Consider the following 16,941-nt stretch of genomic DNA (forward strand, 5'->3'; position numbering starts at 1 on the left):
GCGGGCCTTTCAAACGGCTTTCAGCGCGGCCCCTGTTTACCCTAGGTGGGCGGCCGCCGGCCGGGCGCCGCGCTTTTCCCCCGATGGCAGGAGACACCATGAAGACAGGCCTTTTCCTCGCGCTGCTCGGCGGTTTCGCCCTGGGCCCGATGGCCGCATCCGCCGCATCCGCGGGCCCGCTGGACCGCACGGAATGCATCGCGCCCGCCAAGCCCGGCGGCGGGTTCGACCTGACCTGCCAGCTCGCGCAGGCCGCGCTGCAGGAGGGCCGCTACCTCGCGGAGCCGATGCGCGTGGGCTACCTGCCCGGCGGCATCGGGGCCGTGGCGTACAACACCGTCATCGCCCAGCGCCCCGGCCAGGGCAGCACGCTGGTCGCCTTCTCCGGCGGGTCGCTGCTCAATCTGGCGCAGGGCAAGTTCGGCCGCTATACCGGGAACGAGGTGCGCTGGCTGGCCGCGGTGGGCACCGACTACGGCGCGGTGGTGGTCTCCGAGCACTCGCCCTACCGCACGCTGGCCGACGTCATGCAGGCGCTGCGGGCCGACCCGTCCCGCGTGGTGCTGGGCGCGGGCGGCACCATCGGCAGCCAGGACTGGATGAAGGCGGCGCTGCTGGCACGCGCGGCCGGCGTCCACCCGCGGCGCATGCGCTTCGTCGCCTTCGAGGGCGGCGGCGAGGCGATGCGCGCACTGCAGGGCGGCCACATCCACGTCTTCATGGGCGATGTGGCCGAGACCCGGCAGCAGCAAAAGGCCGGCGCGGCGGTGCGCGTGCTGGCCGTGATGGCGGGCCAACGGCTGCCCGGCGACCTGGCCCAGGTGCCCACAGCGAAGGAGGCTGGCGCCGATATCGAATGGCCCATCGTGCGCGGCTTCTACCTGGGGCCGAAGGTCTCCGACGCCGATTACGCGGCCTGGAGCAGGACCTTCGCCGCGATGATGGCCACGCCGGCCTACGACCGGCTGCGCACCGAGCGCGGCCTGTTCCCGCTGGCCCTGGTGGGCCCGGAGCTGGACGCCTACGTGCAGCAGCAGATCGCCCGCTACCGCGCGCTGGCGCAGGAGTTCGGCCTGAACGCCGCGCGGTAGGCCGGCCCCTCCGTGCAAACCGGTTTGCTATTGAATTTGTAGCAAACTATTCAATGGAATCGGCGGCATGGAGCATCAAACACCCTCAGGCGGCCTGGGCGGACGGCTGCGCGGCCTGCCCGGCGAAGCGCGCCACCGCGTAGGGCTCCAGCGGGATCGACGTGGTGCCGGTGGCCAGTAGCTCCGCCATCGTCTCCCCGACGCCGGGGCTGATCGCGAAGCCCTCGCCGTTGAAGCCGAACGCATAGTGCAGCCCCGGCACCCGGGCGCTCGGCCCCATCACGGGCTGCCAGTCCGGCGTATAGCCTTCGATCCCGCTCCACACGCGGATCAACTGCACGTTGCCGAATGCCGGCACGAAGCGGCGCAGCTCGCGCATCTGCCGCAGGATGTTGTCGGGCTTGACGTAGGCGCGGATGTGCTGCGCGTCGGCGGGGCCCTTGAGGCCGCCGCCGAAGACGATGTTGCCGCGTGCGATCTGGCGGAAGTACAGGCCCTCGTGCTCGATGGGCGACGAGAGCCCGATGGACGGGCCGATGGCGTAGGGCAGGGGCTCGGTCACGCCCATCTGCGGGCCGCGCGCCTCCACCGGCACGGGCTCGCCGAACTGCGCGGCCATGCGGTTGGACCATGCGCCGCACGCCACCAGCATCTGCGGCGCCCGGAAGCTGCGGCCGTCGGCCGTGTGGGCGGTGAAGCCCTCGCCGCCGTGCTCCACGCGCAGCACTTCGGCATGCTCGACGATGCGGGCACCCGCGCGGCGCGCGGCGCGCGCGAAGGCCGGGCCGGCCAGCCGCGGGTTGGCATGGCCGTCATCGGGCGAGAGCGAGCCCGCGACGATGCCGGGCGCAAAGATGCCCCAGCGCGCGCGCAACTGGGCGGCGGTAAGGATCTCCAGGTCCAGCCCCAGGGGCCTCACGTCGCGCGCGTGCTGCGCGATCGCGGCGGCCTGGGCGTCGGTGTAGCAGACGCGCAGGTGGCCGTGGGGCACGAACTCCAGGTCTTCGCCGAGCAGAGCGCCCACGCGGCCCCAGACGGCGCGGGCGCGGTTGGCCAGCAGCATCTGGTGCAGCGCGCGGCCCTGGCGGCGCACGTTGCCGAAGTTGGTGCCGCTGGCTTGCCGGCCCACCAATTCGCGCTCCAGCAGGGTCACGGAGAGGCCGTGCCGGCGCAGGAAGAAGGCGGTGGTGGTGCCCATCAGGCCGCCTCCGAGCACGAGCACGTCGCTGTGGTTCGCGGCGGGGCCGGTCATGGTGCGACCTCGCCCGTGCCCATCGCCAGGGGCTTGACGGGCGCCTGCGAGCGCAGCCGCCCCACCGCTTCGACGGGGATGTGGCAGGCGTGCGCGACGATCTCGGCGGCGGCATGGCCGCAGAAGCGCCCCTGGCAGCGGCCCATGCCCACGCGGCTGAAGGCCTTGGCGCGGTTCACCTCGCGGCTGTCCTTCTCGGCCACGCAGCGGCGCAGCTCGCCGGCGGTGACGGCCTCGCAGCGGCAGACGACGGCCTCGTCGGGCAGGCGGGCGGCCTGCCGGTGCGGCCACGGGAAGGCGCGCGCCAGCCCTTCGCGGAAGCGGTCCATGGTGCGCAGCGTGCGGCGCAGCGAGGGCGCCTCGGCCGCATGGCGGTCGCGGCCGGCATCGTGGGAGAGGTCGGCCAGCGCGGCCAGCGCCGCCAGCCGGCCCGCGGCTTCGGCCCCGTCGGCGCCCAGGATGCGCGCGCCGTCGCCGGCCAGGTACACGCCCGGCGTGCTGGCGCGGCCGTCCGCGTCGATGCGCGGCAGCCACTGGCGGCTCACGGGCTCGAAGGCGAACTCGCAGCGCGCGAGGTCGGCCAGTTGCGTTTCGGCGCGCAGGTGCCAGCCCAGGCCCACGGCATCGCAGTCGAAAAAGTGTTCGCGTCCGCGCGTGTCGCGCACGGTGACGCGCTGCACGCCGAGCGCGTCGTCGCCTTCGATGGCGACCGGCTCCACGCCCTGCAGCAGCGGCACGCCCGCGCGCCGCAATTGCCCCATCAGGGCCATGCCTCGCAGCGCGAGGCCCGGCCGCGCGAGCAGCCCGCCCAGGGCGTTCCACGCGCGGGAGGCGGGCGACGTGTCCAGCACCGCGGCCACGCGCGCGCCGGCCTGCTGGTACTGCGAGGCCACGAGGTACAGCAGCGGCCCGCTGCCGAGGAAGACGACCTGCGAGCCGATCGCGCAGGCCTGGGATTTGAGGGCGATCTGCGCGGCGCCCAGGCTGTAGCAGCCGGCGCGGTGCCAGCCCGGTACGGGCATGAGCCGGTCGGTGGCGCCCGCGCAGACGATGAGCGCATCGAAGGGCAGGGTGCGCGGCGTGGCGCCGTGGGCCACGTGCAGCTCGCCCGCGGTCACGTTCCAGGCGAGCGTCTCGGGCAGGTAGTCCACCTGCGCGCGCAGCGCGTCGAAATCGCGGTGCAGCGCCTCGGCCTTGGCGGCTTCGGTGCCGTACAGCCTGGCGTAGGAGCGCCTGAAGCCTTCGGGCTGGCGGCGGTAGATCTGCCCGCCGTCGCGGCGGCCCTCGTCCACCACGGTGGGGCGGATGCCGGCCTGCACCACGGCCTGGGCCGCGCGCACGCCGGCCGGGCCGGTGCCCACGATGACGATGCGGGGGGAGGCGCCGCCGCTCATGCCGCGCCCCTGGCCTTGTCGGCCCGCGCGAGCGTGGCCTGCAGGTCCGGTGTCATGGGCCAGTGGCTGGCGGGCGGGCGCGTGAGCACTTCCATGCCGTTCCCGGCGGGCGTGGTGCAGGCGCGCACGCGGCCGCCCTCCGGCGTCCAGACCCAGCAGTCCTGGCAGGCCCCCATCAGGCAGAAGCCCGCGCGCGGGCCGTCGCCGAACTCGCTGTCGCGCACGCGGCGGCCGTGCTGCAGCAGCGCCACGAGCAGCGTGTCGCCCGCGAGCGCGGCGGCGGGCTCGCCGTCGATGGAGAGCGCGATCGGCGGCCGGTCGGTTTCGGCCAGGCGCACGAAGCGTGCCGGCGGGCGGTGGGGAATGTCGGCCATGGCGGGCAGAAGGGAGAAGGGGCGCGGGCGTCAGCGCTGGTGGGGGAACAGCCGCTCGATGGGGCAGTGCGTCTTGATGAACGGCGACTTGATGACGATGTAGCTGAAGTACTTGGCGATGCCGATGTTGCGCTCCAGCAGGTCCTCGATCACTTCCTGGTAGTGGTTCACGCCGCGCGTGATGAAGCGCAGCAGGTAGTCGTAGCCGCCGCTCACGAGGTGGCATTCGAGCACCTCGTCCACCTCGCGCAGCGCCGCCTCGAAGCGCGCGAAATCCTCGCGGCGGTGGTCCGAGAGCGTGACCTCGGTGAACACGGTGAGCGTGTCGCCGAGCTTTTCCAGGCGCAGGTGCGCGCCGTAGCCGGCGATGTAGCCGGCCTGCTCCAGGCGCTTCACGCGGATCAGGCACGGGCTGGGCGAGAGCCCCACCGCGTCGGCCAGGTCCACGTTGGTCATGCGCCCGTTCTTCTGCAGTTGCGCGAGGATGCGCAGGTCCAGTCGGTCGATCTTGAAGGCTTCGTTCATGGCGGCGGCAGTGCAATCAGGAAGGAGGCTTGGAGTGTGCGCGCGGCGGCGGGTTCGCGCCGCCGCGCGGCATCAGTCCGTCAGGGCTTTCCGCACGTCGGGCATCGCCAGCACCTCGTCGAGCGTCTTGCGCAGGCGCTCGAAGAGCAGCGCGTACTCGGACTCGGTGAAGACCAGCGCCGGCGCGAAGCCCAGGATCTGGTCGCCGAACGAGCGGAACACCAGGCCGTGGCGGTAGCCCGCCGCGAAGATGCGGTCGGCCAGCCCCAGCGCGGGATCGAAGCCGCGCCTGGAGGCCTTGCTGCTCACCAGCTCCAGCGCGCCCAGCAGGCCGCGGTGGCGCGCATCGCCCACCAGCGGGTGGCCGCGCAGCGCGTCCAGCCCGGCCGAGAAATGCGCCGCGCCGCGCTGCCCCTGCGCGAGGATGCCGCCTTCTTCGTAGAGACGCAGCACTTCGAGGGCCACCGCCGCGCTCACGGGGTGGGCCGAATAGGTGGCACCGTGGCCGATGGGCGCGCCCTTGGGCGCGGCATCGGCGATGCCGGCATAGACCCGGTCGCTCACCAGCGTGGCGCCCATCGGCGCGTAGCCGGCGGTGAGGCCCTTGGCCACGGTCATCAGGTCGGGCTCCACGCCCTCGGCATCGCAGGCGAACATCGGGCCGGTGCGGCCGAAGCCGGTGATGACTTCGTCCACCACGAAGAGGATGTCCAGCGCGTGGGCCGCTTCCTGCATGGCCTTGAGCCAGCCCTTGGGCGGGACGATCACCCCGCCCGAGCCCTGGATGGGCTCGCAGAAGAAGGCGGCCACGTTCTCGGCGCCCAGTTCGGCCACCTTGGCGCGCAGGTCCGCCACCGAGGCGGCGATCAACGCCTCGGGGTCGGCGCCCGCGGGGTGCCGGTACGGGTTGGGCGAGGGAATGTAGTGCTGCGTGGCGAGCGGCAGATCGAAGCCGCGGTGGAACACCGGCAGCGCCGTGAGGCCCGCGCCCGTGGACGACGAGCCGTGGTAGCCGCGCTCCAGCGCGATGCAGTGCTTCTTGGACGGCCGGCCCGTGCCGTTGTAGTACTGCACGATGAAGCGCACGGCGGCGTCCACCGAATCGGAGCCGCCCAGCGTGAAATACACGTGGTTGAGCGAGCGCGGCGCGATCTGCACCAGCTTCTCGGCCAGCCGGATGGCGGGCTCGCTGCTGAAGTGGAAATAGCCCGTGGCATAGGGCAGGCGGCGCATCTGCTCGGCGGCGGCCTGCACCACGCTCTCCTGGCCGTAGCCCACGTTCACGCACCACAGGCCCGCGAAGGCGTCGAGCAGTTCGTGGCCCTTCGCATCGGTGAGCCAGGCGCCGCGGCCGGAGGACAGCACCATCGGGCCGCGCTCTTCGTGCGCGCGCCAGGACGACACGGGGTGGATGAGGTGCGCCCGGTCGATGGCATCGAGCGAGGCGAGCGAGGAAAGGTCGGCGAGCTGGTTCATGCGGGGGCACCTTCAAGGGCGGGGATGCGGACGGGCGGATCGTCGGACGAGCGGAAAAAAGGCAAGGCGGTCGATGCGTTCAGCTTAGGGCCGCCTGCCCGCCGCGTGGTGCTGCATTGGCCGCGCCGCGCGCAGCAGGCTGCGGTTGTGCGGGCGCGGACAGCAGATCGTGCGGCGCCCGTTCCCGCAGCCGCTCTTCTCAGTAGCCGCGCGCGCGGTCCACCAGCCCTTGCATCGGCTCGCCGGCCGCGAAGCGGCGCAGGTTGCCGATCACCGCGGCGGCCGCGGTGCGGGGCTGGGTCATGCTCGCGATGTGCGGCGTGAGGCGCACGCGCGGGTGGCGCCAGAAGGCGTGCGAGGCGGGCAGGGGCTCGGGGTCGGTCACGTCGAGCGCCGCCTCGGCGATCTGGCCCGTGGCCAGGGCGGCCAGCAGGTCGGTGTCTACCAGCTGCGGTCCGCGGCCCACGTGCACCAGGCTGGCGCCGTGCGGCAGGCGGTCGAAGAGCGCGGCGTTCAGGAAGCCGCGCGTGGCATCGGTGAGCGGCAGCAGGCACACGAGGATGTCGGTGCGCGCCAGGAAGGCGGGCAGCTCGTCCTCGCCCGCGAAGCACTGCACGCCCGGCACGCTGTGGCGCGAGCGGCTCCAGCCCGCGCAGGCGAAGCCGAAGCCCGTGAGCTGCGCGAGCACGGCCTGCCCGAGCGATCCCAGGCCCAGCACGCCCACGCGGCGCTCGCCGGCCGTGCGCACCGGCAGGGCGCGCCACTCGGCGCGCTGCTGCTGACGGCGGTACTGGGGCATGTCGCGGTGCAGGTCGAGCACGGCATGGCAGGCGTACTCGACCATGCCGTGCACGATGCCCGGCTCCACCATGCGCACCACGGGCAGCGCGGCCGGCAGCGCCGCCATGTCGAACTGGTCCACCCCGGCTCCCGAGGAGAAGAGCACCTGCAGGTTCGGGAAGGCGGTGGCGATGTCCGCGGGCGGCTCCCAGGCGGCGAGGAAGCGCACGCGCGCCGGGTCGCCGGTGTCGGGCCAGATGCGGAAGTCGATCTCCGGCGCCTGGGCGCGGAACACCTCGGCCCACTGGCGGCCGCGCACGGGATCGGACTTGTAGAGGAAGGTCTCGGAAGGCATGGAGTCGGGCGGCGAAGAAAGGGCGGAAGGGAAAGGCAAAGGGGAAAAAAGAAGAAGAGGCGGGCGCGATCGATCAGCCGATGGCCTGCGTGGCGATGGCCACCAGGCGCGCGCCGCCGTCGCCGGGTTGCGCCAGCGGGGCGCCGCGCACCATGGTGGTGGGCGCGTCCACGCGCAGCAGCCCGATGCTCTCGAGCCATTCGGCGATGCCGCTGTCCCAGTCGATGTCGATGCGCGTGAAATGCCCGGCGTTCAGGCCGGCCAGGTGCGCGATGAGGGCCTTGGCGCTTTCGGTGTCGGGCGCCACCACGGGCCCGATGAGGTGGCCGCGCCCGAAGCGCCGCAGCATCGCGAAGCCGCGCGGTGTGGCGTCTTCGTCCACCAGCACCACGCAGTCCTGGGCGGCGTCCAGCAGGTCGTCGATGAGCGCATCGCGCGGCATGCCGCGGGCCTCGGCATCGAGGCGGCGCAGGGCCGGTGCTTCGTTGGCGCCGGCCGGGCGCAGGCGCCAGCCCGGCTGCAGCGCGATGAGCGGCGTGGGCAGCGCCGTGCCCTGGTGCTGGCGCACCTCGCCCGTGCGCACGAAGCCCAGGCGTTCGTAGAGGCCGCGGCCCTCGGCGGTGGCATGCAGCAGCACCGTGCGGCCTTCCAGGCCCTCCAGCAGCGTGGACATCAGGCGGTGGCCGATGCGCCGGCCCTGGCAGGCGGGCGAGACGATCACCAGGCCGATGGTGGCGTGCCGCTCGCCCCACAGCCAGCGCTGCGCGGTGGCGACGACCTGGCCGTCGCGCTCGGCCACGATGCCCTGGGCATGCGCGAACATCTGCGCCCAGTCGCTGGGCCGGTGCGGCCAGCGCAGTTCGGCCGACAGCGCGTGCGCCTGCGGCAGGTCGGCTTCGGTCATGGGGCGGATCAGCACGCCGTCGTCGGCGACGGGGCCGGCGGCGAGCGAAGGGGAGGAAAGCATGGGCGGTGTCCTTTGGCGCGAGGAGTGATTGGCAGCCATCTTGGACGACATCCGCGCACCGTGCCAGTGCGCTGTGCGGGTTTGCCCGCAACTTGCAAGCTTCGTCTGCCGCGCGGGGCGGTTTTGCAATTCGCTGCGGCGGCTCCGCCCGTTACGGACACAAATGCCGGGGCATGTTGCCTAGCATCGTCAGGGCGATCCACCCCCATTTTTCTCCGCGCGCCCGCCCACCGGCGGGTGCACGGGCCACGACCCATGCCTTCTCTCACCGACCCCCGGCGGATGGCCGCACCCACGGGCCGATGCCCCGGCGGCGCGCGCCCCGCCGGTGCGCGGCTGCGGGCCCGCGCGGCCCGCCGCGCAGGCCGCCGCGCGCTTCAAAAGCGTGCCCGCCGGCCTTGCTGCGGCGCACTAACGGTGCAGGGCTGCACACCCGCGGTGCGCACCGCACAGCATGCCGCCAAGGCCCCCGCAAACCGCAACTTCCATGCGTGCCACCCCCGCAATTCCCAACGACGACCGCGAATGCGCATGCTTCAATCACTTCGTAATGACACTGTCGCGCAACGGGCATAAGCAGCACCGCGCGGCCCGCCCCGGTCGGCGACCGGCAGAACCCGAGAGAGCACTTCAGGAACCGAGACCATGACCTTCCGTCCCAAGTACATCACCTTCGACTGCTACGGCACGCTCACGCGCTTTCGCATGGGGGAGATGGCCCGCGAGATGTTCGCCGACCGCGTGCCGGCCGATCGCATGGAGCAATTCGTCGCCGACTTCACGGCCTACCGGTTCGACGAAGTGCTGGGTGACTGGCAGCCCTACGAGCAGGTGCTGAAGAACGCCGTGCGCCGCCTGTGCAAGAAGTGGAACCTGCAGTATTTCGACCACGAGGCCCAGCGCTACTACGACGCCGTGCCCACCTGGGACCCGCATGCCGACGTGCCCGCCGGCCTCGCGAAGATCGCCCACGAGATCCCGCTGGTGATCCTCTCGAACGCCTCCGACGACCAGATCCACCGCAACGTGGAACTGCTGGGCGCTCCGTTCCACCGCGTCTACACGGCGCAGATGGCGCAGGCCTACAAGCCGCGCCTGAAGGCCTTCGAGTTCATGCTCGATTCGCTGGGCTGCAACCCCGAGGACGTGCTGCACGTGTCCTCCAGCCTGCGCTACGACCTGATGTCGGCCGACGACATCGGCATCGTCCACAAGGTGTTCGTGAACCGCGGCCACGGCCCGGGCAACCCGGCCTACCGCTACACCGAGATCAAGGACATCGGCGGCCTGCCGGGCGTCGTCGGCCTCTGACCGGCTCCTTTCACCCGCCCACCTTCCGGAAGCCGCATCCCATGAAGCTCGAACCGTACTGGCTGGATTCGCTGCCCCCGCTGGGCGTGCCCGCGCAGGGCCTGCCCGAGCGCGTGGACGTGGCCATCGTGGGGGGCGGCTTCACGGGCCTGTCGGCCGCGCACGCACTGGCCCGGCAGGGCGCGCGCGTGGCCGTGCTGGAGGCCGGCGCCACCGTGGCGCCCGAGGCCTCCGGGCGCAACGGCGGCCACGTCAACAACGGCCTGGCCGTGGACTATGCCGAGGTGGCGGCCCGCGTCGGCGTGCAGCAGGCCCGCGCCTGGTACCACGCCTACGACGCCGCCGTGGACACGGTGGCCCGGCTGGTGCGCGAGGAAGCCATCGACTGCGACTTCCACCGCAACGGCAAGCTCAAGCTGGCCACGCGCCCGCAGCACCTGGACGCGCTGCGGCGCAGCGCCGAGCGCCTGATCGCCGATGGCGTCGATACCGACGTGGACGTGTTCGATGCCGCCCGCGTCGCCGCCGAGGTGCAGAGCGACCGCTTCGTGGGCGGGCTGCTCTACCGGCGCAGCGGCCAGATGCACATGGGGCGCTTCGCCCAGGGGCTGGCCCGCGCTGCCGTGCGCCACGGCGCGCAGATCCACCTGGACACCCGCGTGGACCGGCTGGAGCGCCTGCAGGGCCAGGCGCACCGCGTGCACACCGCGCGCGGCCCGGTCGATGCCAGGCAGGTGCTGCTGGCCACGGGCGCATCGCGCCACGGCAGCTACGGCACCTTCGGCTGGCTGCGCCGGCGCATCGTGCCGATCGGCAGCTTCATCGTGGTCACCGAGCCGCTGGGCGCGGAGCGCGCGCAGGCCCTGCTGGCCGGGCGGCGCACCTACGTGACCATCGCCAACATCCACCACTACTTCCGCCTCACGGCCGACCACCGCCTGGTGTTCGGCGGGCGCGCGAAGTTCGCGGTCTCCAGCCCGCAGCAGGACGCCGCCAGCGGCGAGATCCTGCGTGCGGGGCTCGCGCAGACCTTTCCGCAGCTCGGCGACGTGCGCATCGACCACTGCTGGGGCGGGCTCGTCGACATGACGCAGGACCGCCTGCCGCACGCGGGCGAGCGCGATGGCGTGTTCCATGCGCTGGGCTACAGCGGCCACGGCACGCAGATGTCGGTCCACATGGGCCAGTGCATGGCCGAGGTGATGGCCGGCAACGCGGCCGCCAACCCCTGGCGGGGGCGCGAGTGGCCCGCCATTCCGGGGCACTTCGGCACGCCGTGGTTCCTGCCGGCCGTGGGCCTCTATTACCGGCTCAAGGACCGGCTCGCCTAGGCGCCGCTGCCTGCCAGACACGTTTCCCCCGTCCACCCGTTTCCCTTTCCCCCGTTCCCCCTCCCAACAGGTCATACAGGAGTTCCACCATGAGCGTAAACAACCACCAGCTCGACGGCCTCGTCGGCACCGCAGAAAGCCAGCGCGTGATGGAGTCCCTGCGGCGGGGCGCGTCACGGCGCGACGTGCTGGCCATGTTCCTGGCCGGCGGCATGCAGGTCTCTCTGGCCGGCGGCCTGGCCACCATGGCGGTGAGCGCGCATGCGCAGACCCCGCGCCGCGGAGGGCGCATCCGCGTGGCCGGCGCCACGGCCGCGGCCACCGACACGCTGGACCCCGCCAAGCAGTCGAACCAGACCGACTACTCGCGCGGCAACATGATCTACAACGGCCTCTTCACGCTGGACGGCAGCCTCTCGCCGCAGCCCGCGCTGGCCGAATCGTTCTCCACGGCCGATGCCAAGACCTGGGTGCTCAAGCTGCGCAAGGGCGTGGTCTTCCACGACGGCAAGGCGCTCGCGCCGGAGGACGTGGTGTTCTCGCTCATGCGCCACAAGGACCCGGCCACGGCCTCCAAGGCCAAGGTGCTGGCCGACCAGATCGAGAGCGTCAAGCCCTCCGGTCCCGGCGAGGTGACCATCGTGCTGTCGGCGCCCAACGCCGACCTGCCCGTGATCCTGGGCACCTTCCATTTCCACATCGTCAAGGACGGCACGACCGACTTCAACGCCGGCATCGGCACGGGCCCCTACAAGCTCAAGGAATTCAAGCCCGGCGTGCGCTCGCTGGTGGTGCGCAACGACGCCTACTGGAAGCCCGGCAAGCCCTACCTCGACGAGATCGAGTTCGTGGGCATCGGCGACGAGTCGGCCCGTGTGAACGCGTTGCTCTCGGGCGGCATGGACCTGGTGGCCTCGGTGAACCCGCGCGCCGTGGCCCGCGTGAAGGGCACGCCCGGCTACGCGATCTTCACCACGCAGTCGGGCCAGTACACCGACCTGATCCTGCGCAAGGACATGGGCCCGGGCGCGAACCCGGATTTCATCCTGGCCATGAAGCACCTCTTCGACCGCGAGCAGATGAAGAAGACCATCGCGCTCGACTACGCGGTGCTGGGCAACGACCAGCCCATCGACCCCACCAATCGCTTCTACTTCGCGGGCCTGCCGCAGCGCGCGTTCGACCCCGAGAAGGCGAAGTTCCACCTGCAGAAGTCGGGCGTCACGGGCAAGGTGCCGATGGTCACCTCGCCGGCCGCGATGTACTCCACCGAGATCGCGCTGCTGCTGCAGCAGGCGGGCCAGCGCATCGGGCTGGACCTGGACGTCAAGCGCATGCCGGCCGACGGCTACTGGTCCAACCACTGGCTGACCAACCCGGTGGGCTTCGGCAACGTGAACCCGCGCCCGAGCGCCGACACGCTGCTCACGCAGTTCTTCAAATCGGATGCGGCGTGGAACGAGTCGCGCTGGAAGAGCGCACAGTTCGACCAGATGCTGCTGGCCTCGCGCGCCGAGACCGACCAGGACAAGCGCAAGCAGCTGTATGCCGACATGCAGACCATGATCCACCAGGATGCGGGCATCGGCATCCCGCTGTTCCTCGCGAGCATCGACGGGCATTCGACCAAGCTCAAGGGCCTGTCGCCGATCCCGCTGGGCGGGCTCATGGGCTATTCGTTTGCGGAGAATGTGTGGCTGGAGGCCTGACGGCAACCCCCTGAGCGGCTGCGCCGCTCCGTGCGGACGCCGGAGGCGTCAGCCCTTCGGGCACGTCCAAGCCTGCGCAGGCAGGCTCGGAGCCGCGGCCCTCAGCCCCTTCTCTCGGCTTCGCCGGGAAGGGGGACGACGCCGGTGGCCCGGCGAAGCCGGTTCCACGGCGCCTGCTGGCCTGGCCTGCTCCGCGGCCTTCTGACGGGCGAGGCTGCGCGGGTGTATGTGCCGCGCGCGCTGGCCGGCAGATGGCATATGGCATATGGCATATGGCATTGCTTATGGCAGAGACAGTCTTCTTGGACAACTGATACGGATATGGGCCCTTCATGAACCGTGTGATCCTCAAGCTGCTGGTGCAGCGCGTGCTGCTGGCGCTGTTGTCGCTGCTCGCGGTGTCGGTGATCGTGTTTTCGATCACGGCCGTGCTGCCGGGCGATGCCGCGCAGGAACAGCTCGGGCAGGACGCCACCCCCGAGGCGCTGGCGGCGCTGCGTGCGCAGATGGGGCTGGATGTGCCCGCGCCGCTGCGCTACGTGCGCTGGCTGGGCGGCGTGGCGCGTGGCGATCTGGGCACCTCGGCCACCACGCAGATGGCCGTGGGTGAGCTGATCGCGAGCCGGCTGCCCAATTCGCTGCTGCTGGCCGCGGTGACGGCGCTCTTCTCGGTGCCGATCGCGCTCGCGCTGGGCATCGCCTCGGCCGTGTGGCGCGGGTCGTGGTTCGACCGCACGGTCTCCACCGGGGCGGTGGCGGTGGTGTCGGTGCCGGAGTTCCTGGTGGCCACGCTCGCGGTGCTGGTGTTCGCGGTGCAGCTGCGCTGGCTGCCCGCGCTTTCCTATGTGAACGACATCGAATCGGTGGGGCAGATGCTGCGCGCCTTCGCGATGCCGGTGCTGAGCCTGTGCTGCGTAATCGTGGCGCAGATGCTGCGCATGACGCGCGCGGCCGTGATCGACCAGCTCGAAGCGCCCTACATCGAGATGGTGCGCCTCAAGGGCGCGTCGCCGCTGCGCACCGTGATGGCGCATGCGCTGCCGAATGCGGTGGGCCCCATCGCCAACGCGGTGGCGCTGTCGCTGTCGTACCTGCTGGGCGGCGTGATCATCATCGAGACCATCTTCAACTATCCCGGCATCGCCAAGCTGATGGTCGATGGCGTGACCCAGCGCGACATGCCGCTGGTGCAGGCCTGCGCCATGATCTTCTGCGCGGGCTACCTGATCCTCGTGACGCTGGCCGACCTGTGCGGCATCGTCGCCAACCCGCGCCTGCGCCACCGCTGACCTCCCCGAGGTCCTGCTTCCCGCTCAAGGAGTTCCGCACGATGGACACCGTTTCTTCTTCCCCCGGCGCCGCGCCGCCTGCCGCGCGGCGGGCCGGCCCGCGCGCGCTGCGCTGGCTCGCCGGCCTCGGGCCCCTGGGCCTCGCGGCGCTGGCCGTGCTGCTGTTCTGGATGCTGGCGGCGCTGTTCGGCCCGATGCTGCTGACCGATGCGCCCTCGGCCGGCGGCGGCACCGACGTGTTCGCGCCCATCGGCGCCGCGCACTGGCTGGGCACCGACTACCTGGGCCGCGACATGCTGGCGCGCGTGGTGTACGGCGCGCGCTACACCGTGGGCGTGGCGCTGCTGGCCACGCTGCTCGCAAGTGGCACCGGCACGGGCCTCGCGCTGCTGGCCGCCGCCGTGGGCGGCCGGCTCGATGCGGTGCTGAGCCGCGTGCTGGACACGCTCACCGCCATCCCGAGCAAGATGTTCGCGCTCATCATGGTGGCGGGCTTCGGCTCGTCGGTCGCCATGCTGGTGGCCACGGCGGCCGTCATCTACGTGCCGGGCGCCTACCGCATCGCGCGCTCGCTGGCCGTGAACATCAACGCGCTCGACTACGTCACCGTGGCCCGCACGCGCGGCGAGGGCACGCTCTACGTGATGCTGCGCGAGATCCTGCCCAACATCGTCGGCCCCATGCTGGCCGACCTGGGCCTGCGCTTCGTCTACGTGGTGCTGCTGCTCGCGAGCCTGAGCTTCCTGGGCCTGGGCATCCAGCCGCCCGAGGCCGACTGGGGATCGCTGGTGCGCGAGAACATCGGCGCACTGCCCGAGGGCGCCGCCGCGGTGATCGCGCCGGCCCTCGCCATCGCGAGCCTGACCATCGCGGTCAATCTCGTCATCGACCACCTGCCGGGCCGCGCGGCCCGCGAACGAGGAGCCCGCTGATGGGAGCATCCGTCACCGTCCAGGACCTGCTCGTCACCGCGGGGGGCCAGACCCTCGTGGACCGGGTGGGCTTCACCATCGCGCCCGGCGAGGTGCTGGCGCTCATCGGCGAATCCGGCTCCGGCAAGACCACCACGGCGCTGGCGCTCATGGGCCATGCGCGGCATGGCTGCGAGATATCGGGCGGCAGCGTGCGCATCGGCGACGTGGACGTGCTGGGCCTGCCGCCGGCCGGCCAGCGCGCGCTGCGCGGGCGCACCGTGGCCTACATCGCTCAGAGCGCGGCGGCTTCGTTCAACCCGTCGCGCACGCTGATGGACCAGGTGATCGAGCCCGCGCGCATCCACGGCACCCTGCCGCGCGCGCAGGCCGAGGCAAAGGCCGTGCAGCTCTTCCGCGAACTGGCGCTGCCCGACCCCGACACCATCGGCAGCCGCTACTCGCACCAGGTCTCGGGCGGGCAGCTGCAGCGCATCATGGCCGCCATGGCGCTCATCACCGACCCGGAGCTGGTGATCCTCGACGAGCCCACCACGGCGCTGGACGTGACCACGCAGATCGAAGTGCTGCGCGCCTTCCGCCGCGTGGTGCGCGAGCGCCGCGCCACCGCCGTCTACGTGAGCCACGACCTCGCCGTGGTGGCGCAGATGGCCGACCACATCCTGGTGCTGCGGGGCGGGCAGATGCAGGAGATCAACGCCACGCCGCGCATCCTCGAAGCGCCCGAGCACCCGTACACGCGCAGCCTGCTGGCCGCGGCGAAGCCCGTGCCGCGCGAGGGCGGGGCGGGGGACGAGGGCAGCGTGCTGCTCGACGTGCGCCACCTCTCGGCCGGCTATGGCCTCAAGGACGCGCAGGGCCGCCCGGCCGCCCTGATCCTGGAGGACGTGAGCCTGACCGTGCGGCGCGGACAGGCCATCGGCGTGATCGGCGAGTCGGGCTCGGGCAAGACCACGCTCGCGCGCGCCATCGCGGGGCTGATCCCCGCGCACGCCGGCACCGTGGTGTTCGGCGGGCGCGAGCTGGCGCCCACGCTGGACCGGCGCGAGCGCGAGGAGCTGCGGCGCATCCAGATCGTGTTCCAGATGGCCGATACGGCGCTCAATCCGGCGCACACCATCGGGCGCATCCTGGCGCGGCCGCTGCAGTTCTACAAGGGGCTGCGCGGCCCGGCGCTGCAGCGGCGCATCCGCGAGCTGCTCGACCTCGTGAAGCTGCCGCACAGCGTGGAAGACCGCCTGCCCGGCGGCCTCTCGGGCGGGCAGAAGCAGCGCGTGAACCTGGCCCGCGCGCTCGCGGCCGACCCGGACCTGATCCTCTGCGACGAGGTCACCTCGGCGCTCGATACCGTGGTGGGCGCGGCCGTGCTCGACCTGATGGCCGAGCTGCGGCGCGACCTGGGCGTGTCGTACCTCTTCATCAGCCACGACCTGCACACCGTGCGCGCCGTGTGCGACGAGATCGTCGTCATGCAGCACGGCCGCAAGCTGGCGCAGGTGGCCCGCGCGGACTTCGACCGCGGGCCGCACCACCCGTACTACGAACTGCTCGCGCGCTCGGTGCCCGAGTTGCGCCAGGGCTGGCTGGAGGAGCAGGACGCGGCGGCCCGCGCGACGGCCCGGGCCGCCTGAATCCCACCACTGGAGGAGAACCATGGAAACCACGTTCCGCATCGCCGTGCTGCCGGGAGACGGCATCGGCAAGGAAGTCATGCCCGAGGGCCTGCGGGCCATCCAGGCGGCGGCCGAGCGCTTCGGCTTCGCGCTGGAGCTGCACACCTTCGAATGGGCGAGCTGCGACTACTACCAGGCCCACGGCCAGATGATGCCGGCCGACTGGAAGGAGCAGCTCAAGGGCATGGACGCGCTCTTCTTCGGCGCCGTCGGCTGGCCGGCCACCGTGCCCGACCACGTCTCGCTGTGGGGCTCGCTGCTGAAATTCCGCCGCGAGTTCGACCAGTACATCAACCTGCGCCCCGTGCGCCTCTTCGAGGGCGTGCCGTGCCCGCTGGCGGGCAGGAAGCCCGGCGACATCGACTACTACGTGGTGCGCGAGAACACCGAGGGCGAGTACACCTCGCTGGGCGGCATCATGTACGAGGGCACGGACCGCGAGATCGTGATCCAGGAATCGGTCTACTCGCGCAAGGGCGCCG

15 protein-coding genes are annotated in these 16,941 nt (G+C 71.9%); 8 read left to right on the forward strand and 7 right to left on the reverse strand.

Annotated features, from left to right (window positions below):
• Nucleotides 1–98: 98 nt before the first annotated feature.
• The gene (locus BM144_RS19085) at nucleotides 99–1,091 is read left to right on the forward strand and encodes a Bug family tripartite tricarboxylate transporter substrate binding protein (protein ID WP_092956134.1); all 993 of its coding nucleotides are present in this window, start codon (nucleotides 99–101) and stop codon (nucleotides 1,089–1,091) included.
• Between the two features lie 85 nt (nucleotides 1,092–1,176).
• Here BM144_RS19085 and BM144_RS19090 read toward each other — a convergent pair whose 3' ends face one another.
• The 7 genes from BM144_RS19090 to BM144_RS19120 form a co-directional block, all read right to left on the reverse strand.
• Nucleotides 1,177–2,343, reverse strand: coding sequence for an NAD(P)/FAD-dependent oxidoreductase (locus tag BM144_RS19090; protein WP_092956066.1), 1,167 nt, complete (start codon nucleotides 2,341–2,343; stop codon nucleotides 1,177–1,179).
• Nucleotides 2,340–3,737 (reverse strand): FAD/NAD(P)-dependent oxidoreductase, encoded by a 1,398-nt coding sequence (locus BM144_RS19095; protein WP_092956069.1) that lies wholly within the window; start codon nucleotides 3,735–3,737, stop codon nucleotides 2,340–2,342. Before BM144_RS19095 ends, BM144_RS19090 begins: the two co-directional genes overlap by 4 nt.
• On the reverse strand, nucleotides 3,734–4,111 hold the full coding sequence (locus BM144_RS19100; RefSeq protein WP_092956073.1) for a (2Fe-2S)-binding protein: 378 nt from the start codon (nucleotides 4,109–4,111) through the stop codon (nucleotides 3,734–3,736). Before BM144_RS19100 ends, BM144_RS19095 begins: the two co-directional genes overlap by 4 nt.
• 30 nt (nucleotides 4,112–4,141) lie before the next feature.
• A complete protein-coding gene (locus BM144_RS19105; RefSeq protein ID WP_092956075.1) occupies nucleotides 4,142–4,636 on the reverse strand; it encodes an Lrp/AsnC family transcriptional regulator in 495 nt (164 codons plus the stop codon).
• A gap of 72 nt (nucleotides 4,637–4,708) precedes the next feature.
• Nucleotides 4,709–6,112 (reverse strand): aspartate aminotransferase family protein, encoded by a 1,404-nt coding sequence (locus BM144_RS19110; protein WP_092956078.1) that lies wholly within the window; start codon nucleotides 6,110–6,112, stop codon nucleotides 4,709–4,711.
• Nucleotides 6,113–6,311: 199 nt separating this feature from the next.
• Entirely contained in the window at nucleotides 6,312–7,247 is a 936-nt protein-coding gene (locus BM144_RS19115) for a 2-hydroxyacid dehydrogenase (protein ID WP_092956081.1), read from the reverse strand.
• 73 nt (nucleotides 7,248–7,320) lie between these two features.
• On the reverse strand, nucleotides 7,321–8,214 hold the full coding sequence (locus BM144_RS19120) for a GNAT family N-acetyltransferase (RefSeq protein WP_092956084.1): 894 nt from the start codon (nucleotides 8,212–8,214) through the stop codon (nucleotides 7,321–7,323).
• A 645-nt stretch (nucleotides 8,215–8,859) separates the two neighbouring features.
• Between BM144_RS19120 and BM144_RS19125 the strand changes: the two genes are divergently transcribed.
• The 7 genes from BM144_RS19125 to BM144_RS19155 form a co-directional block, all read left to right on the forward strand.
• The gene (locus BM144_RS19125; protein WP_092956088.1) at nucleotides 8,860–9,525 is read left to right on the forward strand and encodes a haloacid dehalogenase type II; all 666 of its coding nucleotides are present in this window, start codon (nucleotides 8,860–8,862) and stop codon (nucleotides 9,523–9,525) included.
• 41 nt (nucleotides 9,526–9,566) lie between these two features.
• A complete protein-coding gene (locus BM144_RS19130; RefSeq protein ID WP_092956091.1) occupies nucleotides 9,567–10,856 on the forward strand; it encodes an NAD(P)/FAD-dependent oxidoreductase in 1,290 nt (429 codons plus the stop codon).
• Nucleotides 10,857–10,945: 89 nt separating this feature from the next.
• Nucleotides 10,946–12,565: an ABC transporter substrate-binding protein gene (locus tag BM144_RS19135; protein WP_092956094.1), complete on the forward strand. Its 1,620-nt coding sequence runs from the start codon at nucleotides 10,946–10,948 to the stop codon at nucleotides 12,563–12,565.
• Nucleotides 12,566–12,897: 332 nt separating this feature from the next.
• Nucleotides 12,898–13,854, forward strand: a complete 957-nt coding sequence (locus BM144_RS19140; RefSeq protein ID WP_092956096.1) for an ABC transporter permease — start codon at nucleotides 12,898–12,900, stop codon at nucleotides 13,852–13,854.
• 41 nt (nucleotides 13,855–13,895) lie between these two features.
• Nucleotides 13,896–14,786: an ABC transporter permease gene (locus tag BM144_RS19145; protein ID WP_092956099.1), complete on the forward strand. Its 891-nt coding sequence runs from the start codon at nucleotides 13,896–13,898 to the stop codon at nucleotides 14,784–14,786.
• Entirely contained in the window at nucleotides 14,786–16,417 is a 1,632-nt protein-coding gene (locus tag BM144_RS19150; protein ID WP_092956101.1) for an ABC transporter ATP-binding protein, read from the forward strand. The genes BM144_RS19145 and BM144_RS19150 overlap by 1 nt, the downstream gene beginning before the upstream one ends.
• Before the next feature lie 22 nt (nucleotides 16,418–16,439).
• Nucleotides 16,440–16,941, forward strand: a 502-nt coding sequence (locus BM144_RS19155) for an isocitrate/isopropylmalate family dehydrogenase (RefSeq protein ID WP_245783733.1), incomplete at its 3' end; no start/stop codon positions are given.

Origin of the sequence: Paracidovorax konjaci (genome assembly GCF_900112675.1) — a bacterium.
Taxonomy (GTDB): domain Bacteria; phylum Pseudomonadota; class Gammaproteobacteria; order Burkholderiales; family Burkholderiaceae_C; genus Paracidovorax; species Paracidovorax konjaci.